The 25,664-nt window shown below is 71.0% G+C and carries 21 protein-coding genes and 1 pseudogene; 11 read left to right on the top strand and 11 right to left on the bottom strand.

Annotated features, from left to right (window positions below):
- Positions 1-93, bottom strand: a pseudogene (locus ACIBTX_RS08815) (hypothetical protein); the annotation flags it as partial.
- 3 nt (positions 94-96) lie between these two features.
- Entirely contained in the window at positions 97-393 is a 297-nt protein-coding gene (locus tag ACIBTX_RS08810; protein ID WP_007457407.1) for a WXG100 family type VII secretion target, read from the bottom strand.
- Between the two features lie 233 nt (positions 394-626).
- On the opposite strand from ACIBTX_RS08810, the gene ACIBTX_RS08805 reads away from it, so the two are divergent.
- The 3 genes from ACIBTX_RS08805 (at position 627) to ACIBTX_RS08795 (ending at position 2,455) form a co-directional block, all read left to right on the top strand.
- Positions 627-1,307, top strand: a complete 681-nt coding sequence (locus tag ACIBTX_RS08805) for a hypothetical protein (RefSeq protein ID WP_357120583.1) — start codon at positions 627-629, stop codon at positions 1,305-1,307.
- A 16-nt stretch (positions 1,308-1,323) separates the two neighbouring features.
- Complete coding sequence (locus ACIBTX_RS08800; protein WP_357120580.1) at positions 1,324-1,770, top strand: DUF4333 domain-containing protein; 447 nt, start codon at positions 1,324-1,326, stop codon at positions 1,768-1,770.
- A 169-nt stretch (positions 1,771-1,939) separates the two neighbouring features.
- Entirely contained in the window at positions 1,940-2,455 is a 516-nt protein-coding gene (locus ACIBTX_RS08795; RefSeq protein WP_396832268.1) for a sigma-70 family RNA polymerase sigma factor, read from the top strand.
- Positions 2,456-2,477: 22 nt separating this feature from the next.
- On the opposite strand, the gene ACIBTX_RS08790 is transcribed toward ACIBTX_RS08795, so the two are convergent.
- Entirely contained in the window at positions 2,478-4,541 is a 2,064-nt protein-coding gene (locus tag ACIBTX_RS08790; RefSeq protein WP_396832267.1) for a glycogen debranching N-terminal domain-containing protein, read from the bottom strand.
- 354 nt (positions 4,542-4,895) lie between these two features.
- Here ACIBTX_RS08790 and ACIBTX_RS08785 point away from each other — a divergent pair, with 354 nt between their 5' ends.
- The 4 genes from ACIBTX_RS08785 (at position 4,896) to ACIBTX_RS08770 (ending at position 12,232) form a co-directional block, all read left to right on the top strand.
- Entirely contained in the window at positions 4,896-7,865 is a 2,970-nt protein-coding gene (locus tag ACIBTX_RS08785; RefSeq protein ID WP_357171479.1) for a BTAD domain-containing putative transcriptional regulator, read from the top strand.
- Between the two features lie 532 nt (positions 7,866-8,397).
- A complete protein-coding gene (locus ACIBTX_RS08780; RefSeq protein ID WP_357120568.1) occupies positions 8,398-9,714 on the top strand; it encodes a cellulose binding domain-containing protein in 1,317 nt (438 codons plus the stop codon).
- A gap of 488 nt (positions 9,715-10,202) precedes the next feature.
- A complete protein-coding gene (locus ACIBTX_RS08775; protein ID WP_357171480.1) occupies positions 10,203-11,744 on the top strand; it encodes a non-reducing end alpha-L-arabinofuranosidase family hydrolase in 1,542 nt (513 codons plus the stop codon).
- A 128-nt stretch (positions 11,745-11,872) separates the two neighbouring features.
- Positions 11,873-12,232, top strand: coding sequence for a VOC family protein (locus tag ACIBTX_RS08770; protein ID WP_357120562.1), 360 nt, complete (start codon positions 11,873-11,875; stop codon positions 12,230-12,232).
- 28 nt (positions 12,233-12,260) lie between these two features.
- Here the strand turns inward: ACIBTX_RS08770 and ACIBTX_RS08765 are convergent, their stop codons facing one another.
- The 3 genes from ACIBTX_RS08765 to rph all read right to left on the bottom strand — a co-directional run bounded on the left by ACIBTX_RS08765 (position 12,261) and on the right by rph (position 16,632).
- Positions 12,261-13,436, bottom strand: coding sequence for an RNA polymerase sigma factor (locus ACIBTX_RS08765; protein WP_396832280.1), 1,176 nt, complete (start codon positions 13,434-13,436; stop codon positions 12,261-12,263).
- 73 nt (positions 13,437-13,509) lie between these two features.
- The gene (locus ACIBTX_RS08760) at positions 13,510-13,866 is read right to left on the bottom strand and encodes a YciI family protein (RefSeq protein WP_357120556.1); all 357 of its coding nucleotides are present in this window, start codon (positions 13,864-13,866) and stop codon (positions 13,510-13,512) included.
- Positions 13,867-14,013: 147 nt separating this feature from the next.
- Positions 14,014-16,632 (bottom strand): rifamycin-inactivating phosphotransferase, encoded by a 2,619-nt coding sequence (gene rph, locus ACIBTX_RS08755; RefSeq protein WP_357171482.1) that lies wholly within the window; start codon positions 16,630-16,632, stop codon positions 14,014-14,016.
- A 250-nt stretch (positions 16,633-16,882) separates the two neighbouring features.
- On the opposite strand from rph, the gene ACIBTX_RS08750 reads away from it, so the two are divergent.
- Both ACIBTX_RS08750 and ACIBTX_RS08745 read left to right on the top strand, forming a co-directional pair.
- Entirely contained in the window at positions 16,883-17,452 is a 570-nt protein-coding gene (locus tag ACIBTX_RS08750; protein ID WP_357120550.1) for an alpha/beta fold hydrolase, read from the top strand.
- A 93-nt stretch (positions 17,453-17,545) separates the two neighbouring features.
- Positions 17,546-18,382 (top strand): alpha/beta hydrolase, encoded by an 837-nt coding sequence (locus ACIBTX_RS08745; RefSeq protein WP_357171483.1) that lies wholly within the window; start codon positions 17,546-17,548, stop codon positions 18,380-18,382.
- A 7-nt stretch (positions 18,383-18,389) separates the two neighbouring features.
- Here ACIBTX_RS08745 and ACIBTX_RS08740 read toward each other — a convergent pair whose 3' ends face one another.
- Positions 18,390-19,103 carry a hypothetical protein gene (locus ACIBTX_RS08740; protein WP_396832266.1) on the bottom strand — a complete coding sequence of 238 codons (714 nt, stop codon included), beginning with the start codon at positions 19,101-19,103 and terminating at the stop codon, positions 18,390-18,392.
- Between the two features lie 202 nt (positions 19,104-19,305).
- Here ACIBTX_RS08740 and ACIBTX_RS08735 point away from each other — a divergent pair, with 202 nt between their 5' ends.
- Both ACIBTX_RS08735 and ACIBTX_RS08730 read left to right on the top strand, forming a co-directional pair.
- Complete coding sequence (locus ACIBTX_RS08735) at positions 19,306-20,196, top strand: SGNH/GDSL hydrolase family protein (RefSeq protein ID WP_396832265.1); 891 nt, start codon at positions 19,306-19,308, stop codon at positions 20,194-20,196.
- Positions 20,197-20,300: 104 nt separating this feature from the next.
- Positions 20,301-20,981 carry a DUF6891 domain-containing protein gene (locus ACIBTX_RS08730; protein WP_363661470.1) on the top strand — a complete coding sequence of 227 codons (681 nt, stop codon included), beginning with the start codon at positions 20,301-20,303 and terminating at the stop codon, positions 20,979-20,981.
- Positions 20,982-21,001: 20 nt separating this feature from the next.
- Here ACIBTX_RS08730 and ACIBTX_RS08725 read toward each other — a convergent pair whose 3' ends face one another.
- From ACIBTX_RS08725 to ACIBTX_RS08710, 4 genes are all read right to left on the bottom strand, one after another.
- Positions 21,002-22,147 carry a DUF6596 domain-containing protein gene (locus tag ACIBTX_RS08725; RefSeq protein WP_357396649.1) on the bottom strand — a complete coding sequence of 382 codons (1,146 nt, stop codon included), beginning with the start codon at positions 22,145-22,147 and terminating at the stop codon, positions 21,002-21,004.
- 8 nt (positions 22,148-22,155) lie between these two features.
- Positions 22,156-22,560, bottom strand: coding sequence for a YciI family protein (locus tag ACIBTX_RS08720; RefSeq protein ID WP_357120534.1), 405 nt, complete (start codon positions 22,558-22,560; stop codon positions 22,156-22,158).
- A gap of 120 nt (positions 22,561-22,680) precedes the next feature.
- Positions 22,681-23,721: a LacI family DNA-binding transcriptional regulator gene (locus ACIBTX_RS08715; RefSeq protein WP_396832264.1), complete on the bottom strand. Its 1,041-nt coding sequence runs from the start codon at positions 23,719-23,721 to the stop codon at positions 22,681-22,683.
- A gap of 31 nt (positions 23,722-23,752) precedes the next feature.
- Positions 23,753-25,327: a glycoside hydrolase family 43 protein gene (locus tag ACIBTX_RS08710; RefSeq protein ID WP_357120527.1), complete on the bottom strand. Its 1,575-nt coding sequence runs from the start codon at positions 25,325-25,327 to the stop codon at positions 23,753-23,755.
- Positions 25,328-25,664: the final 337 nt, after the last annotated feature.

Here is a 25,664-nt window from a genome sequence, read left to right as displayed (position 1 = left end):
CAGCGCGCGGGCCAGCGGGTGGCGGCGTAGGCGTTCGACGAGCGCGGCGTCGCCGAGCAGCAGGCCGGCCTGCGGGCCGCCGAGCCGTTTGTCGCGTCAGCGGCTGAGGCTGGCGGCGGTCTGCGTGTCGGTCTCCGAGAAGGCGTCGCTGACCTGCGTGAGGTACTGGCTGATGCCCTCCATGCCGTGCAGGGTCTGGTCGACGCTGCCCTTGTACTCCTCGAAGTACGGACCGAACTGCTGCTGCGCGCCCGGGGTGTTGTAGCCACCCTGGATCAGCGTGTCGATCTTGCTCTTGGCCTGGGTCATCCCGTCCAGCAGAGTCTGCATGTTCTGCTGCAGCCAGCTCGCGGACTCCTGGATGTCCTCGCTGACGATGTGGTACGTGGCCATGTCGCCCTCCCGTATTCCTGTGGTTCTGCGGGTCGGCGAGCGGTCCCCTCGTGGACCGTCTTGCGCCGATGCCGCCACCCACACGGATGCTCGCGCCATCCGGTTCAGGGCAAGTTCGAATCCGTCCGGGCTGTCCGTCGCGGTACGGCGATGAACCGATTCGGTACGGCGTCCGTGTGGGTGCCGGACCTGTGCACGAGCCCGGTCCACACCGAATACGAGGTGGAGCGAACATGGTGCAGAGAGCGCGGATCGCGATCGCGGTGATCGGCCTGGCGGCGCTGACCGCGTGCGGGGAGGCCACGGGGGCGGGCGGCACCGCGAGCGCGCCGACCCAGGGGGCGTCCGTGGCCGCGTCGGTCACCGCGACCGCGGACCCGGGCCCGCAGGTCATCGAGGTCAGCCCGGTGCCGCCGCCGACCGTGGCGAAGACGCAGCGCCGCGTCCAGATCTTCAGCGGGCCGTCCGACGTCGCCGTCTCCGGTAGCCCGGACCGCGGTCAGGGCAGCAACGTGGTGCGGTTGCGGGCCATGGAGCAGCCTGACATCGGCACGTACGTCGCGGACGGCCAGGGCAGGACGCTCTACCGGTTCGACAAGGACTCGGCGAAGCCACCGAAGGCGACCTGCGCGGGTGACTGCGCCAGGACCTGGCCCCCGTTGCTCATCTCGTCACCCGGCCGGATCTATCCCGACGGCGTCGACCCCCAACTCGTCGGGTACGTCGAGCGGGCCGACGGCACCTGCCAGGTGACCATCGGCGGCTGGCCGGTCTACCTGTTCGCCAAGGACACCGCGCCCGGCGAGATCCGGGGCCAGGGAGTCGGCGGCACCTGGTTCGCGGTCGCCCCGACCGGCGCGAAGACGAAGCCGCTACCGGAGGTCGTCACCGTGCCCACCCCCACCGCCCGCTGAGACCGTGGAGTCGACGATGAGCCCGGACGGCGCGTCCGACAGCCCGGCGGTCACCGGCGCGGGGGCAGCCCTGCGGGCACCCCGCTGGAAGCCGGCTCCTGGGCCGCAGTGGGGGCCGGCGGCGACCGTGCCGACGGCGAGACGCTGGCGGCCCGCTCCGAAACTCGTGGTGGCCGTCGCGGTTCCGGTCGTCCTCCTGGTCGTCGCGGGGACGGTCGTGGCCGTGACCCGGCCCGACCTCCCGCGACCGAAGGTCCTCGACACGGCCGCCCTGCAACGCCAGGTGCTGACCGTGCTCCGGGCCGACTACGGGCTGAACGCGGACACCGTCGCCTGCCCGGTCGACCAGCCGGTCATCGAGGGCCACCGGTTCACCTGCACCGCCGAGGTGGACGGGGCCACCGTCACGACCTGGGTGACGGTCCGGTCCACGGGCCAGTTGGAGGTCGCGCGCCCGAAGTAGCCGGCCAGGGCGGGCGGGTTCGCTGCCGGGCCGGCCGGGTCGGTAAGAGTTCGTCACGAGGCTGGTAACTGGCCGACCGTAGCGTCGGGGCCGGGCCGATCGCCGGTTGCCGGACGTGCCGGTGGCGGGCCCGCTCGTAGACCAGCTCGTTAAGGACCAGGCACCAGCGATGACAACGGCTCCCCACACCTGTGCGGCGTCCGCCCGGACTCCCGCGCTTGACGAGTTGATGGCCGAGAACTTCGGGCCGCTGCTCACCTTCGTCGAGAGGCTCGTGGTGGACCACCACCTCGCCGAGGACATCGTGCAGGAGACGTTCATCCACGCCTGGCAGAAGGGCGCCCGCCTCCGCCCCATCGAGGTCCCGATCAGCGACTGGTTGATGACGGTGGCGCGTGACCTGGCCGTCGCGTCGCTGCGGGAGGTCGCCGTCGGGCGGGAGAGGATCGAGCCGGAGGTCGACGCTGCCCAACCGGACCACGCGGACGCCGCCGTCGCCGCGGCCGAGGCGGTCTCGATGCTGCGCCGGCTGTCCGTCGAGCACCGCGCGGTGCTGCTGCACACCTACCTGGCGGGACGGACCACCCACCAGACGGCCCGTGCGCTGGGCGTCCCGGTCCGGACCGTCCGTTCCCGGCATCAGGACGCGCTCCACACCCTGCGGACGAGCCGCCCGGCGGCCTGACCGGGCCGGTTCGCCCGCCAGCTCAGGCGGGGGAGCGCAACCGCGAACCGGAGGCGTCAACGATCCGTTTCGCGCCGTGCACGGTGACCCCGGTCAGCCGGATGCCCCCCAACGTCTCGGGGATGTGCGGATCGGTGGCGAGGACGCCGTCGCGGACGTCGAGCCCGAGCATCGTCCGCAGGAAGAGCAGGGGCGCCCCGCTGGCCCACGCCTGGGGGTTGCAGGCGGTGGGGTAGGGCACGGGTCGTCGGCCCAGTGACCGGTCGTACCCGGAGAACGCCTCGGGCAGGCGGTAGTCGAAGTGGGCCGCCGCTTCGAGCAACGCCATCGCGATGCGGTTGGCCTCGTGCCGGTGGCCGTACCGGGCGAGCCCGGCGGCGATGATCGAATTGTCGTGCGGCCACACGGTCCCGAGGTGGTAGCCGATCGGATTGTACCCCACGTCCGCGGTCGACAGCGTCCGTACGCCCCAGCCGGAGAACATCTCGTCGGACATCAGGTGCCGCGCCACCAGGGCCGCCCGCTCGGGCGGAACGATCCCACTCCACAGCAGGTGGCCCATGTTCGAGGTCATCGAGTCGATGGGGCGTTTCTCCGCGTCCAGGCCGATCGCGTAGTAGCCACCGCGCTGTGGCAGCCAGTAGTCACGGTTGAACCGCTCCCGCAGATCGGCGGCCTCGGTCCGCAGCCGTCGCGCCAACGGGGCGTCGGCCCACGGCCCGTCGGCGAGTTCCGCGGCGCGTACCTTCGCGTCGTAGGTGTAGCCCTGGATCTCGCAGGTGGCGACCGGCAGGTCGGGGAGCCTGCTGTCGGCGAACTGCACGCCGTCCGGCGAGTCGCGCCAACACTGGTTGCGCATGCCGTTCGGAGAGCGCGTGCCGTACTCGACGTACCCGTCACCGTCGCGGTCCCCGAACTCGTCGATCCACCGCAGCGCTGCGTCGGCGTTGGGCCGCAACTGCCGCACCAACGCGTCGTCGCCGGTCCACCGCCAGTACTCGGAGAGCAGGATCAGCCAGAGCTGGGTGGTGTCGGCAGCGCCGAAGCAGGGGCCGTAGGGCTCGATGCCGAGCTGCGTCAGCTCACCGGAGCGGAACTCGTGCAGGATCTTGCCGGGGTCCTGGTCGCTGAAGTCGTCGACGACGGTGCCCTGGTGCGCGGCGAGAGCGACCAGCGCCCCGCGCGCGACGTCCGGACCGCAGGTGATGCTCTGGTACGCCGTGATCAGCGTGTCCCGGCCGAACAGAGTCAGGAACCAGGGCATGCCGGCGGCCAGCAGCACGACCTTCTGGCCGTTGATCTCCTTGACGATGCGCATCGACACCAGGTCGACGGCCGTCTTGTGGTAGACGTTGCGCAACAGCTCCGAATCCGCGCTGAGATCCGGTTTGTTGGTCGTCCACCGCGATGCCACGTCGTCGGGGTCGGTGGCGTGTGCCTCGCCGAAGACACGGCTGGTCGGCTGGAAGTCCGTACCCTGACAGTTCAGCAGCACGCGCACCTCGCACCCCCAGGTGTCGCCGCGCTCCAGGCGCACTTCCCAGGCCAGCGAGTCGCCCTCGACCCGGTCGGCCGGGGGACTGGCCTCGACGGTGGTGCCGGCCGACCAGCCCGAGTTCCGGTAGGAGAAGAGCAGGGCGGAGCCGTCCCGCCGGTGGTTCCGTCGGATGTCGGCGAGCCGGCTCCGCCCCGCTCGCTTGATTTCGAAGAGGTCGGCGAAGTCCACGCCGACATCCAGCCGCAGGCGTACGGAGACCGGTTCGACGCCGAAGTACTGCAACTCGATCCGCTCGTACATGCCGTTCCCGACGAACCGCTCCCGGCGCAGCCCGATGCCGTTCGCCCGCAGGTTCGGTAGCTCCGGGTTGGCGAGGAAGAAGGCCGCGGAGTAGGCGTCGACGGTGCTGGCGCTGAGCACCAGCGGGGCGTGTCCGTCGAGCGTCATCTCCCAACGGCTGAGGTAACGGGTGTCGTCGTGCACCAGTCCCGCAATGGAATCGGCGGGCACGTCGCCGACAGCATTGGACAACATGAAGGTTCGGCCCTCGAATATGCCAACGGAATCGGAGCCGAGTTCCGGAGGCATGTCACGGTTGGCTCCGCCGTGAGGGCGTTCCTGCTGTTTCGTCGGCCGAGAATTCATGGCACCCGCACCTCCCCGTTGGCAGGGGCGGCCCCGCCGTACACGCTCGCAGTCTAGGAGCCGAAAGGGCAGTCTCGCGGCCGTATCGCCTGGAATCCACGGAGTCGGCGAAAAAGCGACGAACGGCGTCGGAGAGGCCCTGCCTCGTGTATTCCGCGCAGTGACATTTCTATTGTCGGGTGCCGTGCTCCACCGTTTCGTCCGGATCGCGTCTCGGTGACGGGTCGTCCTCGGCCGCGCACCCGTAGACTGGCAAGCTCGGTGGTGGCGGCGGGTACGGCGAAACAGGAGATTGAATTGTCGATTTCGACCGATGCCCGCCACGGAGAAGACGGACCCCGGCCGACCGACGGCAGCCTGCGTTTCGAGATCCTGGGTCCCCTGCGACTGTGGCGTGACGGTGTCGAGGTGGACGTCGGCCCCCGACAGCAGGGCCGCCTGCTGGCCCTGCTCCTCGCCCGCGCGGGGCGACCGGTCAGCGCGACCGACCTCATCGAACTGGTCTGGGGTGAGGACGCTCCGGCCAGCGCCACGAACGTCATCCACAAGTACGTCGGCGCGCTGCGGCGGCTGATGGAACCCTCGCTCCCGCTGCGCGCTTCCGGCACGTACCTGCGGCGGCACGGTAGTGGCTACCTCTTCGCGCCCGCGCCCGGCTCGCTGGACCTGTTCCGCTTCCGTGAGCTCGTCGGGGCCGCCCGCGCCAAGCTCACGGCCGGCGACCGTCACGCGGCGCTGGATCGGTACGCCCAGGCCCTGGGGCTGTGGCGCGGGCCCGCCGGTGACACGTACGCCCACGGCACCACCTCGATGTCGATCTTCGCGGCGCTCGATCAGGAATTCCTCGACGGGTGCGTGCCGGCGGCCGAACTCGCCATGTCACTGGACCGGCCGACGCGGTTGCTCCGGCCCCTCCGGCTGGCCGCCTCGATGGCGCCGTTCCACGAGCCGGTGCAGGCGAGTCTCATCGCCACGCTCGGGGCGAGCGGCCACCAGGCCGAGGCGCTGGGGCTCTTCCGGACCGTCCGCACCCGTCTCGTCGAGGAGCTGGGCATCGATCCGGGCGAGGCGCTCCAGGCCGCGCACCGGCGCGTCCTGGCGGGGACGGCGACCTCGGTGCCGAACGGCCAGACCGGCCCAGAGACGCGGCGGCGCGACCGCTCGTGGCCGGTGCCGCTGGTGCGTCCGGCGCAGCTCCCACCCGATCTCCCCGCCTTCGTCGGACGTACCGCCGAACTCGCGACTCTCGCCGGAATGTGCGAGTACACGGCCGACGCGCGCGGGACGGGTCCGCTGGTTGTCGCACTCGACGGAATGGGCGGCGTGGGCAAGTCCACGCTGGCCGCGCACTTCGCCCACCTGGTCGCCGGGGAGTTCACCGACGGCCAGCTCTACCTCGACCTGCGCGCGGAGCAGCCCGAGACCGACAGCCTCTCGGCCAGCGATGCGCTCGGATCCCTGCTGTCGTCGCAGGGTTTCCACATGTCCAGCGTCCCGGAGACGCTCGCCGCACGGGTCGGCATCTACCGGAGCCTCACCGCCGGCCGGAAGTTGCTCGTGTTCCTCGACAACGCGCTCGACGCCGCCCAGGTGCGCCCCTTGCTGCCCAACTCCCCGGAGTGTCTGGTTCTGGTGACCAGCCGCAGTCCGCTCGTCGATCTCGCCGTCCGCGACGGAGCCCACCTGCTGCATCTCGATCCTCCGGACATGCCGACCGCCCGAAGGCTGGTCCAGCGCCGGCTGAAGGACGCGCCGAACCGCTCCCCGGCGGGCAGCGCTGAGGTGTCCGACACCCTCGACGAGATCATCGAGATGTGTGGGCGCCTGCCCCTCGCGTTGGCGATCCTGGCCGGCCGGTTGAGCGCGCGTCCGCGACTCGCTCTGGAGGACGTCGCCGCGGAACTCCGGGACGGCGCGCGGCGACTCACCGCCTTCTCCGGCAACCACGGCGGATGCGATCCGCGTGCCGCCTTCGCCTGGTCGTACCGTCAGCTCAGCCCGGACGCGGCACGGCTCTTCCGGCTGTCCTCCGCGGCCATGGCGGCCGGCGTTTCGGCCGAGGCCTTCGCCAGCATGTCCCAGACCCCGCTGGAGCAGACGCGGGCCATGGTGCGCGAACTCGCCGAGGCGGCCCTGCTCGACGAGGACGACCGGGGCCGGTTCACCTCGCACGTCCTCGTCCGGGCGTACGCGCAGGAGCTGATCCTGGCGGCGGAGTCGGTCCGCGACCGGGAGGCGGCGATCGACCGACTTCTGCACCACTACCTGCACAGCAGCCACCAGGCCGCGCTGCGGCTGGTACCGACGAGCCCGGCGGCTGCCCCCACTCCGGCCCCGGCCGGCGTCATCGCCGAGCGACCCGGTTCGTACGAGGCCGCGATGCGGTGGTTCGACGATCACCGGGAGGTCCTGTTCGAGGCGGTTCGCCGTGCGGCGGAGGGCGACTTCGGTGTCCCACCCTGGCGGCTGGCTCTCACCATCTGGCCGTGGTTGCGGCTCACCGGGCGGTTCCACGACTGGCAGGACGTGATGCGGGTGGCTCTGCGGGCTGCCAACGGCAGCGGGGATGACCTGGGTGCGGCCCACGCTATGTGGAGTCTGGCCGATTCCTGCTTCCACTTCGCCAGCTACGACGAGGCACTCGACCTGCTCACCCGCGCCCGAGAGATCTTCACCGAGCGCGGCATGATCGCGGAGTTGGGCGGCGTCCACAGTGCCCTGCACCGGATCCACAGTCAGCTCGGCCGGCACGAGCGGGCACTCGCGGAGAACGAGCGAGCACTGTCCCTCTACCGGGCCGCCGGCTTCGAGCAGGGCGAGATCTGGGCGTGCGTGGCCCGGGGCCGGACATTGGTCCGACTCGGTGCTCCCGGCGAGGCCATGGGGTGCCTCGACGAGGCGCTGGCCCAGAGCGAGAAGGTCGGACCAGGGACGGACGAACCGGCGATCCGCATTCTGATCGCCGAGTGCCTGGCGTTGCTGGGGCACCAGAGCCACGCTCGGGACCAGCTCGAGCAGGGCCTCCGAGCGGCCGTCGAGGCGCACAGTCGGATCGACGTCTTCGAGGCGTCCGCCCAGCTCTGCGGGACCCTGCTGGATCTCGACGATGTGCCCGGCGCCTGTCAGGCCTGGCGGGGGGCCTGCGACGCCATGCACGCCATGCAGAACGGCGGGACCCGTCGCATGCGGGACACGGTCTGCGACCTGGGGGACAGGCTCCTCGAGGTCACCCCCTTCGCCTCGCGATCCGAGGACACGCAGCGGTGACGCGTGTTCCCGGGGATGGGCGTGCCGCTCTGCGGTCGACCGCCTGACCAGGGCTTTAATGGGTCGGACCGACCATGTCGGTCGATTGCGCGGCACTCGGTCGGTTGAGCGTGTTATCGATAACATGCTATGTTCCGGCGCGGGGAGTGAAGGGCACGCTCCCAGTCACTGCAGTCAGTCGGCGCAGGCATGCCGAGGGCCCGCCCTCCCGCCGCCGCACCGATCGGTGACCAGTCCGGGCCGCTCCGCCACTGCCAGGCGACCGCGCGGTCGTCGGACGCCCCCCCGGTCCGGCCGCATTCCCCGCATTCCATGCCCCGTCGCGGACAACCCGGCAGCGACGGTACGGCCCGTACACCACCCGTGTACGCCGCACCGGCCGCACGAGCACGTCGGCCCGCAACGGAAGGACGTCCTGTCACGGCACCTCGTCGGTCGGCCCTCGTCCCGCCCGCGCGGGCGAGCACCCCACCCGGCACGAACCGGCTCGAGGTGCATGTCGTACGCACGATCAACGGCAAGGAGTCGAGCAATGGTCAGACGGAGACAACTACTGACGTTCGTCGCGGCCGCGGCGGTTCTCGTCGTGGCTACCGGCGGCGCGTTGACCGCCGGGTTCCGCGGCGAGGCGGCGGCTGCCACGAACGGCACCCTGGCGGCGACCGCGGGCTGCGGTAAGGCGCCCACCCTCACCAACGGGACACGCACGATCACCAGCAGCGGCCAGAGCCGCACCTACATCCTCCAGATCCCGAGCGGTTACGACCGGAACCGCCAGTACCGCCTGGTCTTCGGTTTCCACTGGCTGAACGGATCGGCCAACAACGTCGCCTCGGCCGGCTACTACGGCCTCGCGCCGCTGTCGAACAACAGCACGATCTTCGTCGCGCCGCAGGGCATCAACGCCGGGTGGGCCAACACCAACGGGCGGGACCTGACCCTCTTCGACGACATCTCCAGGCAGGTCGAGAACGACCTCTGCGTCGACACGACGCAGCGTTTCGCCCTGGGCTGGAGCTACGGCGGGGCCATGAGTTACGCGGTGGCCTGTGCCCGACCCAACGTCATCCGCGCGGTCGCGGTGCTCTCCGGCGCGAACCTCAGCGGCTGTAGCGGCGGCACCCAGCCGGTTCCGTACTTCGGCATCCACGGCATCCACGACAGCGTGCTCAACATCTCGCAGGGTCGGGCTTTGCGCGACACGTTCGTGCGGAACAACGGCTGCACGGCACAGAGCCCACGCGAGCCCAGCCAGGGCAGCCTGACCCACATCACCACCACCTACTCCGGCTGCCGCTCGGGGTACCCGGTGCAGTGGGCCGCGTTCGACGGCGACCACACCCCGAGCCCGGTCGACGGGTCGGGCAGCCCCAACGACTCGCGGACCTGGACCTCGGGTGAGATCTGGCGGTTCTTCAGCCAGTTCCAGTCGACGACTCCGCCCACCACGCCGCCGCCGACCACGCCCCCGCCCACGACGCCGCCGCCGACCACCCCGCCGCCGACGACGCCGCCGCCGACCACCCCGCCGCCGACCGGTGAGCCGGGCACCTGCGCCGCCACCTATCGGGCGATCAACAGCTGGCCGGGCGGGTTCCAGGGCGAGTTCACCGTCACCAACGGGACGTCCGGCACGATCAACGGCTGGACGGTGCGCCTGACCCTGGCCAATGGCCAGGCCATCAGCAGCCTCTGGAGCGGTGTCAACACCGGGACCACCGGCAACGTCACCGTGCGCAACGCCGACTACAACGGCACGCTCGCGCCGAACGCCTCGACGACCTTCGGATTCACCGCCACCGGAGACGGCGCCACCCCGCCCGGCAACGTCACCTGCACCAGCCCCTGAGCACGGATGCCCGGGCCGGGAGTCACCGACTCCGGGCCTGGGCACCGGGGCGGGCGCGGCCGGCAGTCCGTCGATGAATCCTCGCGAGCACGGCTGCGGCAGCGGGGAAGACGCGGCGCTTTATGCGCGAATGTCGATGTTAGCGTCAGTCATTCTGGGTTGCCGAGTACGTCGGCCCGGGTTGTCGGGCGGTGGGTGGCCGGGCAGCAGGCGTGCGACCGGCGTCAATGGTCGGACCCGACGGGTCGGCCCTGCTTTACGCGGATGTTACGTCTTGACGAACAGCATGTTATCGCTCACAGTCGATGGTCAAGGACGACGTCGGGTGCGATGTACCGCCGGCCGACTTCGTCGACCGTCAATCCGACACTGTCCGCAGCACGCAGGGATCGTGTTAACGCGAACATTCCCGCCGTGTGCGCCCGGTCGCGTGTCGTGGTGCGCCTAGCTTCGGGGAGCCGTTCGGCTCCCTGTGATTGAGGAGGAACATGTCCGCCATTGATACGACCCCGGCGATAGCGCCGCCCTCGCGGCGGCGAGGGCGGTTGGTACGAGCGGCAGCCGCCAGCGTGGCGGCGGTGGTGGTCGCTGGCGCCGCCGCGATGGCGGTGTCGTCGCCCGCGGCTGCGGCGACCGTCGACACGAGCGCGTGGTACGTCCTGGTGAACCGCAACAGTGGCAAGGCGTTGGACGTCTACAACCTGGCCACGAACGACGGTGCGCGGATCACGCAGTGGACGCGTAACAACGGCAACCAGCAGCAGTGGCAGTTCGTGGACTCGGGTAGTGGTTACTACCGGGTCAAGTCGCGGTTGTCCGGCAAGGTGCTGGATGTTTCCGGCCGGTCGACGGCCAACGGCGGGGCGATCGTGCAGTGGTCGGACAACAACGGGACCAACCAGCAGTTCCGGCTGGCCGACTCGGACAGTGGGTACGTGCGGTTGATCAACCGCAACAGCAACAAGGTCATGGAGGTGCAGGGCGCCTCGACGGCCGACGGTGGCAACATCGTGCAGTACGACGACTGGAACGGCACCAACCAGCAGTGGCAGTTCGTCCGCGTCGACGGCGGGGGCAACCCCACCACGCCGCCGCCCACCACGCCGCCCCCGGGTGGCACCTGTGACCTGCCGTCGTCGTACCGGTGGTCGTCGACCGGGGCGTTGGCGCAGCCGAAGTCGGGCTGGGTGTCACTCAAGGACTTCACCGTCGCCCCCTACAACGGCCGGCAACTCGTCTACGCCACCACCCACGACTTCGGTTCGTCGTGGGGGTCGATGAACTTCGGTCTGTTCACCAACTGGTCGGAGATGGGCTCGGCCAGCCAGAACACCATGAACAGCGGCACCGTCGCGCCGACCCTGTTCTACTTCGCGCCCAAGAACATCTGGGTCCTGGCCTACCAGTGGGGCGGTGCCGCGTTCTCCTACCGCACCTCCACCGACCCCACCAACGCCAACGGCTGGTCCGCCGCCCAGACCCTGTTCAGCGGCAGCATCACCGGCTCCGGCACCGGCCCGATCGACCAGACCCTGATCGCCGACGACCAGAACATGTACCTCTTCTTCGCCGGCGACAACGGCAAGATCTACCGCGCCAGCATGCCGATCGGGAACTTCCCCAGCAGCTTCGGCTCCAGCTACACGACCATCATGAGCGACTCCACCAACAACCTCTTCGAAGCGCCCCAGGTCTACAAGCTCCAAGGCCAGAACAAGTACCTCATGATCGTCGAGGCCATCGGCGGCCAGGGCCGCTACTTCCGCTCCTTCACCGCCACCAGCCTCAACGGCAGCTGGACCCCCCAGGCCGCCACCGAGAGCAACCCCTTCGCCGGCAAGGCCAACAGCGGCGCCACCTGGACCAACGACATCAGCCACGGCGAGTTGATCCGCACCAGCGCCGACCAGACCTTCACCGTCAACCCCTGCAACCTCCAACTGCTCTACCAGGGCCGATCGCCCTCCTCCAACGGCGTCGACTACGGCCTACTGCCGTACCGACCGGGCGTGCTCACCCTGCAACGCTGACCTGACGCACGACCGAGGGGCGGGCCCGGCACCACGCCGAGCCCGCCCCGCGTCACGTCCACCGGCCCCCGTCTCTGCCAGGCTGGGGCATGCCCTTGAGCGCACACCACCTCAGAACGTCAGTCGCCGTGTCCGATATCGCACGGGCGGTCGCCTTCTACGAAGGCAGGCTGGGCCTGCGGGCGCTGCGGTCCGCGCCCAGCGCCCACATCCCCGACGGCAGCCGCATCTACGCCTCCGGCGGCGGACCGGCCCTCAACGTGTACCAGTCGGTCACCGCCGGGACGACCGAGGCGACGCTGGCGACGTGGTACGTCGACGACCTCGACGAGATCGTCGACGAACTCATGGCCGCCGGCGTCGACCCCGTGCGCTACGAGCAGTTCGAGCACGACCCGAAGGGGATCACCGCGCGGGCCGGAGGTGGGCGTATCGCCTGGATCCAGGACCCGGACGGCAACACGTTCGCCATCGAGGCGGATGTCTGACCGACCGCCGTTCCCCTGGCGCTGGCGCTCACAGATTCCGTTCCACCTCGGTCAGCCGGTCGCTGAGAAATGCCCGTTCGACGTCGTTGTCGGTGAGGGTCAAGGCCTCCTCGTAGGCCGTCCGGGCCTGCCGCCACTGCCCCAACTGGCGCAGGAAGTCGGCCCGGGCGGCACTCAGGTATCCGTACGTGGCCAGGGCCGGGTCGGCGAGCAGTGGGTCGAGCGCGTCGAGGCCGGCCCGGGGTCCGTCGCGCAGCCCGATCGCGACCGCCCGGTTGAGATCGACCACGGGGGAGGGCCAGATCCGGAACAGGGTGTCGTAGAGCGCGACGATCTGGGCCCAGTCGGTGTCCTGCCAGCTCGGCGCCGCAGCGTGCAGGGCGGCGATCGCCGCCTCCAACGCGTACCGCGTCGGAGGCCGTCGACGCAGCGCGTCGGCGACCAGAGCCCGGCCCTCGGCGATGAGCTGCCGGTCCCAGCGCGAGCGGTCCTGCTCGGACAGCAGCACCAGACGCCCGTCCGCGGCTCTGCGGGCGTCCTGGCGGGCGGCGTTGAGCAGGAGCAACGCGAGCAGTGCGCTGATCTCGGCGTTGGTCGGCATCAGCAGGTGCAGCATGCGGGCCAGCCCGACCGCGCTGTCCACCAGGTCCTGGCGGACCAGCTGGGCGCCGAGCGGCGCCGTGTGGCCGGTGGTGAAGATCAGGTGGACGACCTCCAGGACCGCGCTCACCCGCTCCTCCAGCTGGTCCGGGCCCGGCACCCGGTACGGGATGCGGGCCGCGGCGATCTTCTTCTTGGCCCGGGTGATGCGGGCGGCCATGGTGGCCGGCTGCACGAGAAACGCGCGGGCCACCTCGGGCGTGGACAGCCCGCACACCAGACGCAGCGTCAGGGCGACCTGGGCGTCCCGGGCCAGGGCCGGGTGTGAGCAGGTGAAGATGAGGCGCAGCCGGTCGTCGACGAGACCGTCCTCCGGCCCCGGCGTGGTCTCGTCGGCCACGAGCAGGGGCATCTTGCGACGGAACACCGACGCGCGGCGCAGGACGTCGCGGGCCCGGTTACGCGCGATGGTGGTCAACCAGGCGCCCGGCCGGTCCGGGATGCCGGTCTGCGTCCAGGTCTCCAGGGCCCGGGCGAACGCGTCCTGGGTGCACTCCTCGGCCAGGTCGAGGTCGCGGGTCAGGTGGGCCGTGGTGCTGAACACCTGGGCCCAGTCGCGGCGGTGCGCCTGGGCGACCGCCGCGACGACCTCGTCCTTCGTTCGTGGGTCGGTCACGTCAACCGTGGTCGACCACCGGGCGGATCTCCACACCGCTGTGCGACGCGCGCACCTCGGGGAGCAGTTTCGCCAACGACAGCACCTCGTCCAGGTCGGTGGCCTCGATCAGGTAGTAGCCGCCGAGCGCCTCCTTGGTCTCCAGGAACGGGCCGTCGGTCGTCGTGATCTGCCCCATCGAGTCCGAGCGCAGCGTGGTGGCCGTGGGCGACATCTCCAACTGCTTTCCGTCGATGATCTGAGTCCCAGCCTTCTCGGCGAACGCCGCGTGCGCGGCGTCGTGTGCCTTCCACTGCTCGTCGGTCATCGCCTCCCACTGCTGGGCGTCGCCGTAGATCAGAATCATGTACTTGGCCATGGCTCAAGTCCCGTCCGTGTGCCGGCCCCCTCGGTGGTGGGCCCCTACACTACGACGGCTCGGGCGGGCGGTAGATCGACAGCCATGCCGCACAGTTCGATCCTGGACTTCGCGGCGATCGGGCTACGGCTGGTTCCCGACGATGCCCTACACCTGAGCGCCCTCGTCCGACACGATCTCGACGTACCCGTCGGCGCCGTGCACCCGGATCCGCTGCCCGTTCCGGATGAGCCTGGTCGCGTCCGGCACGCCGACGACGGCGGGCAGGCCGTACTCCCGGGCGATGACCGCCCCGTGGGTCATGAGGCCACCCACCTCGGTGACCAGTCCGGCGACCGCCACGAACAGCGGCGACCAGCTCGGGTCGGTGTACGCGGTGACCAGGATGTCGCCCGGTTCCAGGTCGGCCTCGGCCAGGTCGGGAAGGACGCGGGCGCGACCCTCGACGATCCCGTCGGAGACGCCGAGACCGACAAGCGCGCCGGCCGGCACGTCATCGCGTCGGTACGCCCCGGAGATGCCCTCTCCCTCCGAGGTGAGCACCCGCGGCGGGGTGAGCCTCTGGTGCGTCCGGAACGCCTCTCTGCGCCGCTCGACGAGGTGATCGTCGATCCGGTGCGTCCGCACGAAGTCGTGCAGCTCGGCGAAGGTGAGGTAGAAGATGTCGTCGATCTGGCGCAGCACGCCCGCCCGCAGGAGGCGTTCCGCCTCCCGCAGCAGGGCCTGCTTGTACACGAGGTAGCGGCTGATGATCGCGTACTTCGGGTACTCCCGGTACCCGATGAAGGTGCGAACCCGGTCGATCATCCGTGCGGTCTCGTCGGCCTTGCGCACCCCGTCCGGCAGGGCACGCAGGCGTTCCAGCAGCTCCTCGCGCTTGCGCTGGGCCTCCTCGCGCCCCTGCGCGAAGCGCCGTGCGGCCGCGCCGCGCTCGTGCAACCTGATGTTGTCGAGGATCAGGGGTACGAGCGTGGTGGGGCGTTCGGCCCAGCGCGGCCTCGTGATGTCGATCTCGCCGACGCAGCGCATCCCGTACCGGTCGAGATAGGCCCGGATGGCGTCGCGCGCCTGGCTGCCGCCCGGCAGTCTCGGCAGCTCGTCGAGGAAGCCGTCGTCGTCGACGTCCCGCAGGAACGCCACCACCTCGGGGTACGGGCGGATCGCGTCCGCGACGTCGAGCAGCGCCAGGCCCATCTCCGACGTGATGTTGCCGGGGGCCGACAGGGTGAGGGTGTCGGCGGCGTTCCGCTCACCCAGCCAACCGGCGAGCTGTTCGTTGAGCCACCAGGTGGCCTCCATCCCCGCCATGATCGCCTGCATGCTCAATGGATCGGCGAGCAGCCGCTTGTGCTCCTCGAATGCCGTGAGCAGGAAGTCGAACAGTGCCGGTCCGGTCACCGTCGCGATGTCACGCCGCAGCGCGGCGAGGGACGTCCGGCTGCGCTCGACCAGTTCGGTGACGATGGCCGGATCGTTCTCGATCGTGGCCGGCGCGCCGCCCAGCCGGGGGACACGGGGAGCGTCGTCGGTCAGCGTCGGTACGAAGTCGGGGCGGGCGAGCAGGGTCTCCAGCGCGTCCCGGGTCAACGGATCTGACCTGCCCGCCATCTCGAGGAAGCCGGCGCGGCTCGCGGGCGACGCCAGGATTCCGGTGGCGTCCACGAAGAGCCGCCCACCGGCCTCGTGCATCGGCGCCATCGCCGTGAGCTGCCACATGGACAGCCCCAGCGGCTTCATGGCGTCGGTCATCATCTGCTGATGTCCCACGGACAGGTAGACGTGGTTCGCCCCGTCCCGGGCGGCGGCGGGTACCGGGAACAGCGTGGTGATCGGCCGGCTCTGGACGATCTGGGCGTCGCCGTCGGACAGGCACCACTCGATGTCCTGCGGGCAACCGAAGGCCGCCTCGATGCGCCGCCCCACCCGTACCAGTCGCAGGACCTGGTCGTCCGTCAGCGCCGGCTGGCCCTGCCGGTCCGCGCTGATCGTCTGTCGGTCGGTGCCGCCGCCGGGGAGGGCGTTGATGGCGAGGCGCTTGACGGCGATCGACCGGTCGACGATCGCGTCGTCGCGCACCCGGTAGGCGTCCGGGTTCACGAGCCCGGAGACCAGCGCCTCGCCGAGACCGAAGCTGGCCTCCACGGAGGCGACCTTCCGGTTGGACGTGACCGGATCGGCCGTGAACAGCACGCCGGCCGCCTGCGGGAACACCATCTTCTGCACCACGACCGCGAGGTGGACCGTCCGGTGGTCGATGCCGTTGCGCTGCCGGTAGCTGACGGCCCGCTCGGTGAAGAGCGAGGCCCAGCACCGGCTGACGTGCGCGAGGACGGCCTCCGCGCCCCGGACGTTCAGGTAGGTGTCCTGCTGGCCCGCGAAGGAGGCCGTCGCGAGGTCCTCCGCGGTGGCGCTGGACCGGACGGCGTAGGCCGTGTCGGCGCCGTGGCGGCGCAGGGCCGCGCCGATCGCCGTCACCACGTCGTCGGGCGGGACGATGGCTTCGATGATTCGGCGGATCTCCGCGCTGAGGTCGCGGATCGTGTCCCGGTCGTCCGCCGCGAGGCGCGACAGGCGGTCGAGGTGATCGGCCATCGCGGGCGCCTCGGCCACGACCCGTCGGAACGCGTCGGTCGTCACACAGAAGCCGGGCGGTACGCGGACGCCGTCGATCCGTGTCAGCGCCCCCAGTCGGGCGCCCTTGCCGCCGACGAGCGCGACCTGCGTCTCGTCGACCTCGTCGAGATCCCACACGTACCGGTCCGTCATCGCGCCACCTCGGCCCGCACGGTCGGCGTGAACACTCGCGTCCTGCACAACACACCCACGTGGTGCCCCGATTCTTCGCATCGTTCCGTCTCCGGCCGACGATTCTGCGTCACGACCGGGGTCTTGCGGCAAGGCCCCGGTCGCGATATACGTTTAAGTGGGAGCGGATACCGGTGGCGTTTTCCGGCCACGAATGAAAATCGCGAAAGAGCGGCGCGGTCCCGCCCCGAAAGCACGAGAGGGAGCTGCCGTGACAGCGGTCAGGCAAATCCTCTTCGTCCAGGGCGCCGGCCCCGGCACGTACGACGAGTGGGACAGCCGGATGGTCGACAGCCTGCGGCGCGAGCTCGGTGACTCGTACGACGTCCGCTATCCACGCCTGCCCGACGAGGGCGATCCGCGCTACGCCACCTGGAGCGCCGCCGTTCGCCGGGAGATCGCGGCCCTGGACGACGGCGCGGTCGTGATCGGCCATTCGGTGGGCGGGGCGATTCTCGCGCACGTGCTCGCCGAGCGGCCACCGGAGCGTGAGCTGGCGCTGATCGTCCTGGTCGCAGCTCCGTTCGTCGGAGCGGGCGGTTGGCCCGGCGACGAGTTCGAGTTGCCGGGCGACCTCGGTGCCAGGCTGCCGCGCGGCGTGCCGGTGCGGGTGTTCCACGGCCTCGGGGACGAGACGGTGCCGCCGTCGCACGCCGATCGTTACGCGCGGGCGCTGCCGCAGGCGCTCCTGTACCGGCTCCCGGGGCGCGACCATCAGCTCGACGACGACCTCGGCGAGGTGGCGCGGGTGATCACCCGGGACGTCGCGTCCGCACGCTGACCCCACTCCGTCAGGCGGGGCGGTGGACATCACTTTGACGGGTGTGGCTAATAGGATTAGCCTCTAGCTAAGACGATTAGCTTGGAGGCTTCGATGACCGAGTACCTGAACGTGGACGGCGGCACCCTGGCGTACGAGGTGACCGGCGCCTCCGGGCCGCTCGTCGTGCTCGCCCACGGCATGGGTGACAGCCGCGAGGCGTACCGCTTCGTTGTGCCGCGCCTGGCGGCCGCCGGCTACCGGGTGGCCGCGGTCGACCTGCGCGGTTGTGGCGAGTCGAGCGTCGGATGGCGCTCCTACAGTCGCACCGACATCGCGGGTGATCTGCTCGCCATCATCCGCCACCTGGGCGGCCCGGCCGTGCTGGTCGGTCACTCGATCTCCGGCGGGGCCGCCACCATCGCCGCCGCCCGTGCCCCCGAGTTGGTCGCCGGCGTCGTCGAACTGGCCCCCTTCACCCGCAAGCAGTCGATCAAGCTGGGTGACCTGCGGGTCTCCCGTTACCGCAGGGGCATCGCCCGGCTGCTCGGCACCGGCCTGTTCGGCAGCGTCCGGCTCTGGCGCAGCTATCTCGACGTGGCCTACCCGGGCCGCAAGCCGGCCGACTGGGCCGCCCGCACGGCCCGGATCGACGCCATGATGCGCGAGCCCGGCCGGATGGCGGCGATGCGTGGGATGGGTCGGTCGGCGCCGACCGACGCCGGGGCGCAACTGGGTAACGTCCGCTGTCCGGTCCTGATCGTCGAGGGCGCGCTCGACCCGGACTGGGCCGACCCGCGCGCCGAGGGCGAGGCCATCGTGGCCGCGCTGCCGAGCGGGCTGGGGCGGCTCGAGATGGTCCAGGGCGCGGGTCACTACCCGCACGTGCAGTACCCCGACGAGGTGGTGACCCTGTTGCTCGCCTTCCTGGGCGCGCACGCCCGCGCCTGATCGGCGGTCAGGCCAGCAGTTGCTCCCGCATCCGCGCGCCCAGGTTGAACCGTCCCACCGGATGTCCGGCGTGCGGATCGTGGACGTCGAGGCTGTTGTTGCGGCGCATCAGCGCGCGGACCGGCGGCGGCAGTCGCGGTGGGTCGTCCATGGCCGCGAGGATCTGCGCGGCGCTCGCGATCAGTCGATCGACCAGGGCTGCCCCGTCGGTGTCCACCCGCACCCGGCCGTACTCCCAGCCGGCGGTGGTGAGGTCGAGCACCTCGAACATGTGGGTCACCAGCGGCGCCGGATCGGTCACCCGATCGAGCCGGGCCGCGCGACCGCCGACCACCGCGACAGCGGCGGCCACCTGCGCGTACGGGTGGAAGCCGCAGGGCAGCGCGAACAGCGGCCAGCGCAGTCCGGGGCCGGCCTCCGACCACAGTTGCCGGTAGTTGCGCCGGTGCACGAGGAGTCGCCGGCCCGTCCGACGGTGGATGTCCTGGGCCTGCGCCCGAAGATCGAGGTGTGCCTCGTCGGCGACCTGGTGCAGGACCCGGGCCGCGACCACCAGCCCGTCGTCCCCGCTCAGCATCCCGGTCGCCGCCTCGACCTGCGCGGGGAACGGGGTCCGTGCCCGCGGGCCGTATCCGTGCTGGAGGTCTCGCAGCAGCGTCTGCTGCCGCTCCGGGTCGAGATGGATCCGCCCGCCGCCCAGCAGCCGCTGGAGCCAACGCATGTCGCCTCGTTTCAGCAGAGCCGTCCCGAACTGTCGCCATGCTATGCGGCGGGGGATCATCGCGTGTCGCAGGGGTGTGTGGTGAAGGCGAAATCCACATTCCAGCGTGTCATTTAGTGAGGTCTATCTATATTGACGTCTATCGCCGACCGGGGACAGGATCTCGGCACCACCACCACCGCGATCTCCCTTGGGAGGCGTCATGTCCCGTCCCCGCCTGCCGCTCCTGCGGGCAGCCGCCCGAGTGGCCGCACTCGCCACGGCCACCGTCGGCGTCCTGCTCGCCGTCACCACACCCGCCAGCGCCGCGGTCCCCTCCGGCCGCTACGTCGCGCTGGGCGACTCGTACACCGCAGGTCCCCTGATCCCGACCCAGGTGGACCTCAACTGTCTACGGTCGAACCGCAACTATCCCTCCCTGGTGGCCGCGGCCGCCGGCTCGACGTCGTTCGCGGACATGAGCTGCTCCGGGGCCACGACCGACGACATCCTCTACGGCGGCAGTGGTCAACTGGGCATCAACCTGCCACCGCAGCTCAACGCGGTCACCTCGAGCACGTCGTTGGTGACGGTGCAGATCGGCGGCAACGACATCGGCTTCTCCGGCATCATCGGCGAGTGCGCGGAGGCGAGCCTCAGCAGTCCCCTCGGCTCGCCGTGCAAGAACCGGTACACGGCCGGCGGCACCGACCAGTTGCAGGCCCGGATCGCGGCGACGGTGCCGAAGGTGACCACCGTGCTCCAGTCGATCCGCCGGGCCGCGCCCAGCGCGCGCGTCGTCGTCCTCGGCTATCCGGCGATCCTGCCCGACAGCGGGTACGGCTGCTGGCCGGTGGTGCCGATCGCGTACCAGGACGTGCCGTACCTGCGTGGCATCGAGAAGTCGCTCAACGCCATGCTGGCCAGCGCCGCGGGCGCGAACGGCGCCACCTACGCCGACGTCTACACGCCGTCGATCGGTCGGGACGCGTGCAAGAGCAGCGGCACCCGTTGGGTCGAGGGCCTGGTGCCGCAGAACTCCGCCGCGCCCTTTCACCCGAACGCCCGTGGTGAGCAGGGCATGAGCACCGCGCTGCTCGCCACCCTGAGCTGACCGGGCGCGACCGCCGCAGCCGGCCCCGCCGTACGACGGCGGGGCCGGACCGTCCGCACCGCCACCGCCGGGCACTGTCGGAGGTCCGTGCCAGGATCCTCGCCGTGGCTGGATGGGTGTACAACGACCGCCCCGCGGGCGTCCGCTTCCTGACCGAGCGGGTCGCCGAGCCGGGGCGCGCCGAGATCGAGGCCGAGATCTGGGACTGGGTCGTGCGCGGCTCTGACGACCCCGACGACTTCGTGGACTACCTCGACGGGGACGACGAGCGACACGGCGCCACCGACGACGACCTGAGATCGGCGTACGAGAGGGCGCTGACCGCCCGCCGCGAGCAGCAGCAGGGTTGGGGCGCGGTGCGCAGCAACCTGAACCGCGCGTTCGCCGAGCTCACCGAGGTCGGCGTGGTGGCCCGGGAAAACTTCAGCTGCTGCGGCACCTGCGCGTCCGCCGAGATCCACGACGAGCGCGACGACTCGCGGCACTGGCAGGGCTACCTGTGGTACCACCAGCAGGACACGGAGTCGCTGCTCGCCAGCGAGGACGGCGAGGTCTACCTCGGCTACGGCGTCTATCCGGCGGCGGATTTCGACGAGGCCGCCTACTCGGCCCTGCCGGAGGCCGAGCAGCAGGCCCGTTACCAGGCCGACCTGGAACGCCTACTGGACGAGGTCGCCTTCCCGGTGCTCCGCCGGCACGGCATGCGGGTGGAGTGGAACCGCAGGCAGTCGCAGCGGGTCCGGGTGACCGGCGCGCAGTGGTACACGCCCCTGCCGAGCGTCTGAGGCGGGTCGCGCGCCAGCCCTCACCGCCGTCGGTGGTCGTTGAGGCGGGCGGCCTGGCGGGTCAGGTGGTCCCGCTCGGCCAGGTTGGCCGCCTTACGGGCCGCCTCGGCGTAGAGCCGCGCCGCCGTCGCCAGGTCACCGGCGCGTTCGTGCAGGTACGCGGCCACCGCCGTGTACCGGGGCAGCGAGTCGTCCAACGCGGCGAGGGCCGCCAGCCCGGCTCGGGCACCGTCGGCCGCGCCGACCGCCACGGCGCGGTTGAGCCGGACGACCGGGCTGTCGGTCAGGCGTGCGAGCTCGTCGTACCACTCGACGATCTGCACCCAGTCGGTCTCCTCGGCGGTGGGAGCGTCGGCGTGCAGCGCCGCGATGGCGGCCTGCGCCTGGAACTCGCCGAGCCGGTCGCGGGCGAGGGCCGCCTGGAGGACGCCGACGCCCTCGGCGATGGCGGTCGTGTCCCATCGGTCGCGGTCCTGCTCCGCGAGCGGCACCAGGCTGCCGTCGGGGGCGATCCGGCTGGCACGGCGGGCGTGGTGCAGCAGCATGAGGGCGAGCAGTCCCGCCACCTCGGGATGGTCGATGGCGACCGCGAGCTGCCGGGTGAGCCGGATGGCCTCGGCGGCGAGGTCGACGGCACCGGTGTAGCCCTCGTTGAACACCAGGTAGAGCACGCGCAGCACGGTGGTCACGTCGCCGGGCTGGTCGAATCGTACGGTGGAGACGGTGCGTTTGGCCCGGCTGATGCGCTGCGCCATGGTCGCCTCGGGCACCAGGTAGGCCTGGGCGATCTGCCGGGTGGTCAGCCCTCCGACGGCGCGCAACGTGAGCGCGACCGCCGACGACGGCGTCAGCGAGGGGTGGGCGCAGAGGAAGTAGAGCGCAAGGGTGTCGTCCACCCCGCTCGTGGGACCGGGCGTCGGCTCGGTGTCCACGACGTCCTCCCGACGACGACGGGCGGCGTCCGCGCGGGCGGTGTCGAGGAACCGACGCCACGCCACGGTGATCAGCCAACCCTTCGGGTCGCACGGCGGGTCGGCCGGCCAGACGCGAACGGCCTCCACAAGCGCATCCTGTACGGCGTCCTCGGCCGCCGCGAAGTCAGCTCCGCGGCGGACGAGAACGGCGAGCACGCTCGGCGTGAGGCTCCGGAGCAGTGCCTGGTCCATCGCGCAGGTCACTCCGTGATGGTGGGCGGCTCGGTGAGGAAGGGGCGTACCTCGAGCCACTCGTGGATCGGCTTACCGCCCGCGCCCGGCGCGGCCGACAGCTCGCCCGCCAGCTCGACGGCGCGTTCGTAGCTGTCGACGTCGATCACCATCCAGCCGGCGATGAGGTCCTTGGTCTCGGCGAACGGGCCGTCGGTGACCGGCGGGCGTCCCTCTCCGTCGTAGCGGACCCAGGCTCCCTCGGGGGCGAGCGCCTGGCCTTCGATGAACTCGCCGCTCTTTTCCAGCCGGGCGGCGAAGTCGTGCATGTACCGCACGTGCGCCGTGATCTCCTCCGGCGTCCACTGGTCCATCGGCACGTCGTTCACTCCGACCGGACCGCCCCGGTAGTGCTTCAACAGCAGGTACTTCATCGTCGTGTTCCTCCTCGCTGGCGCGACCCGTTCCGGTCACGTTCACCCCGGGGACGACGCCGGGTGGTGGTTCTCGACATCATCGCCGAAAAAATCTTGGCGATGTCGCGGTCGGCACTGCTACCGAGGACCGGGTGGCCCGGTGCTGCCCCGGACGACGAGCGCCGTACTGAGCTCGTACCGTTCCTGGGGCAGCGCGTGATTGTCGGCCAGCGTCAACGCGAGGCGGGCGGCGGTGGCCCCGATCTCGGTGAACGGTTGTCGCACCGTGGTCAGTGGTGGCGACGTCCAGGTCGCCTGGTCCACGTCGTCGAACCCGACGACGCTGAGGTCCTCGGGGATCCGCCAGCCGACGTCGTGTGCCGCCGCGTAGACGCCGAGGGCCTGCAGGTCGTTGCCGCAGACGATGGCGGTGGGTGGTTCGGGCAGGGCCAGCAACTCGCGGCCGAGGTCCCGGCCGGCCACGAAACTGAAGACCCCCTGCCGTTCGAGGCTGTCATCGAAGCCGATGCCGGCATGATCCAGCGCGGCGCGGAAGCCGTCCAGGCGGGCCCGCGCCGCCAGGTCCTGCACCGGCCCGGTGAGTACCCCGATCCGCCGGTGGCCGAGGTCGAGAAGGTGCCGGGTGGCGGCGAGGGCGCCGCTCCAGTTGTTCGACCCGACGGCGGGGGTGGGGAAGTGTTCGCCGCCCGGGTCGATGGCGACCAGCGGTATGCCCATGGCGGCCAACTGCCGGCCGTGTTCGGCGGTGACGAGAGAACAGACCGCGATGACAGCGGTCGGATGCCGCAGCAGCAGAGGCTCCATCCAGGGCAGCCCCGCCGTCACGCGGTGGCGGAGGTCGACGAACCCGACGGTGCAGTGCCGCGCGTCGGCGACCTCCTGGATGCCGCGCAGGATCTCCAGCGCGATCGAGGGCAGCATGTGGTGAAAGAGCACCTCGACGCAGCGGGTTCTCACGGCGTGCTCCGGTCGGCGGTAGCCGTGGTCGCGCAACAGCGCCTCCACCCGCTGCCGGGTCTGTTCACCCACCCCGGCCCGGCCGTAGAGGACCTTGGACACCGTGGGCGGGGACACGCCGGCGAGCTCGGCGATCGTGGCGACGGGCAGGTCACCCCGCAGTGGCTTGCGGGGGCGGCGCCGCCGGCTCTCGTCGCTCACACGGCGAGTCTACGATCGCGGCACCGGTCGTTCAGCCGGGCGGACGCGCCATGGGACGGTAGTCGAACCAGTCGAAGGCCGCGACGCCGTCGGTCACGTACATGCCGATGACCCGGCCGGTGAAGCCGCCGGCGACCTCGGTGGAGAGGTAGCGTCCGTCGAGTTCGGCCAGCAGCACCCGACCCTCGGTGCTCTCCACCTCGAACGTGATCATGTCGCTGGTGGCGGCGCGTACCCCGAAGGGTTCGTCGGTGGCGGCGAGGCCGGCGGCGGACGTCACGGTCGGCGGGTAGAGATCGTGGGTCCGGGTAGCGATCGTCAGGATGAGCGGACCACGGGGTACGTCGAGCGTCGCGAAGACCTGCCGGAACGGTCCCACCCGGCCGAGCACGCGGACGACGGCGTCCTGGACCTCGAGGTCGTAGTGGTGCGCCTCGTCGATGCGCAGGGTGAGTCCGGCCGTGCCGCCGCCCGGATCGACTCGCACGCTGGCGCGGCAGTCATGGTGGCGTTGGCGGGCCGCCACGATCGTCGCGCCGGCGCGGTCCAGCGTCGTACCGGTGGCGTGCAGGGTGAGCCATCCGGGCCGCTCGGTCAACGACCAGGCCGCGTCGGGACGGGAGCGGGGCGAGACCCACCCGGGTGCGAGGCTGGTCGTGTCGAAGTCGTCGCGGTGCGCGCCCGGATCGGGTGGGGCGGCCAGGGCCGGCGGGCTGCCGGCGGGTGCGGCGGTGACCTCTCGGACGGGGTCGATCACGGGCCAGCCGTCGACCCAGCGGACCGGCACGAGGAACGTCTCGCGTCCGAGCACGTGGAAGGGCGGCCACTGGCCCTTCGGCCGGATCCCCAGCAGGACCATCCACCAACTGCCGTCCGCAGCCTGCACCAGGTCGGCGTGCCCGGCCGCCTGGACGGGCAGGTCAGTGCTCCGGTGGGTGAGGATCGGGTTGGTCGGCGCGGGCTCGAACGGCCCCCGAGGGCTGCGGGACCGGGCGACCGAGACGGCGTGACCGGTGTGGGTGCCGCCCTCGGAGAGCAGCAGGTACCACCATTCGCCGATCCGGTACAGGTGCGGCGCCTCCGGGTACTGCCCTCCGGTGCCGGACCAGAGCGCGATCGGACCCTCCCGCACCCGGCCCGTGTCCGGGTCGATCCGGTAGCCGTCCACTCCCGAGGTCGTCAGCCAGCAGGTGCCGTCATCGTCCCAGGCCAGGGACGGGTCGACGTGCGGCAGGTCGAGGTAGACCGGCTCCGACCATGGGCCGGTGGGATCCGCCGCGGTGACGATGAGATGCCGGCCAAGGCTGACGTTGGTGGTGATCACCCAGAAGCGGCCGTCGTGGTGGCGGATGGTCGGCGCGAAGATGCCTCCGGACGCGTCGGCGTCGGGCGGGATCTGCAACTGGCTGGCACGGTCGAGGACGTTACCGATCTGTCGCCAGTGGACCAGGTCCCGGCTGTGCAGGAGCGGCACCCCGGGGAAGTACTCGAAGCTCGAGCAGACGAGGTAGTAATCCTCGCCGACCCGGCAGACGCTCGGGTCAGGGTAGAAGCCGGGTACGACCGGGTTGTCGTAGCCCGCAACGGCCGACGAGCCTGAGGACACAGCTGCCACCTCCGAGCGGTCGGTGCCGAGATGTCGCGGTTTGTTCGCGATAACATCTCGTGGCTCCGGATGGTACGAACGAGCTGCGTCGATGGCAAGGTGTCCGGGCGGCCCGCCGGTGGCGCGCCCCTGCGCGCCGATCCGAAACATGGTCGTCATCTATTGACGAGCAGCGTCGTCATCTACGAAGGTCTATGGAGGATGTATGGCGCGCCGCCGGGAGCCCGGTGCGCCGGGTCTCGGCTGTGAACGTTGCCAGAGGGTGCGAGCGGGCCGCGCCTGTTAACGCTAACAGCGAGCGCCCACCACGCGTCCCGGCCACCGCCGACCGTCCCCG

It is taken from the genome of Micromonospora sp. NPDC049359, assembly GCF_044466585.1.
Taxonomy (GTDB): Bacteria; Actinomycetota; Actinomycetes; order Mycobacteriales; family Micromonosporaceae; genus Micromonospora.
This window is presented reverse-complemented; position numbering and strand designations above follow the sequence as displayed.

What these genes read in the sequence shown, in the direction of transcription:
- ACIBTX_RS08810 (WP_007457407.1), bottom strand. Translation starts at nt 393, where the DNA reads ATGGCCACGTACCACATCGTCAGCGAGGACATCCAGGAGTCCGCGAGC.
- ACIBTX_RS08740 (WP_396832266.1), bottom strand. Translation starts at nt 19,103, where the DNA reads ATGCGTTGGCTCCAGCGGCTGCTGGGCGGCGGGCGGATCCATCTCGAC.
- ACIBTX_RS08790 (WP_396832267.1), bottom strand. Translation starts at nt 4,541, where the DNA reads ATGCCTCCGGAACTCGGCTCCGATTCCGTTGGCATATTCGAGGGCCGA.
- ACIBTX_RS08735 (WP_396832265.1), top strand. Translation starts at nt 19,306, where the DNA reads ATGTCCCGTCCCCGCCTGCCGCTCCTGCGGGCAGCCGCCCGAGTGGCC.
- rph (WP_357171482.1), bottom strand. Translation starts at nt 16,632, where the DNA reads ATGACGGACCGGTACGTGTGGGATCTCGACGAGGTCGACGAGACGCAG.
- ACIBTX_RS08780 (WP_357120568.1), top strand. Translation starts at nt 8,398, where the DNA reads ATGGTCAGACGGAGACAACTACTGACGTTCGTCGCGGCCGCGGCGGTT.
- ACIBTX_RS08725 (WP_357396649.1), bottom strand. Translation starts at nt 22,147, where the DNA reads ATGGACCAGGCACTGCTCCGGAGCCTCACGCCGAGCGTGCTCGCCGTT.
- ACIBTX_RS08805 (WP_357120583.1), top strand. Translation starts at nt 627, where the DNA reads ATGGTGCAGAGAGCGCGGATCGCGATCGCGGTGATCGGCCTGGCGGCG.
- ACIBTX_RS08745 (WP_357171483.1), top strand. Translation starts at nt 17,546, where the DNA reads ATGACCGAGTACCTGAACGTGGACGGCGGCACCCTGGCGTACGAGGTG.
- ACIBTX_RS08800 (WP_357120580.1), top strand. Translation starts at nt 1,324, where the DNA reads ATGAGCCCGGACGGCGCGTCCGACAGCCCGGCGGTCACCGGCGCGGGG.
- ACIBTX_RS08760 (WP_357120556.1), bottom strand. Translation starts at nt 13,866, where the DNA reads ATGGCCAAGTACATGATTCTGATCTACGGCGACGCCCAGCAGTGGGAG.
- ACIBTX_RS08720 (WP_357120534.1), bottom strand. Translation starts at nt 22,560, where the DNA reads ATGAAGTACCTGCTGTTGAAGCACTACCGGGGCGGTCCGGTCGGAGTG.
- ACIBTX_RS08775 (WP_357171480.1), top strand. Translation starts at nt 10,203, where the DNA reads ATGTCCGCCATTGATACGACCCCGGCGATAGCGCCGCCCTCGCGGCGG.
- ACIBTX_RS08795 (WP_396832268.1), top strand. Translation starts at nt 1,940, where the DNA reads ATGACAACGGCTCCCCACACCTGTGCGGCGTCCGCCCGGACTCCCGCG.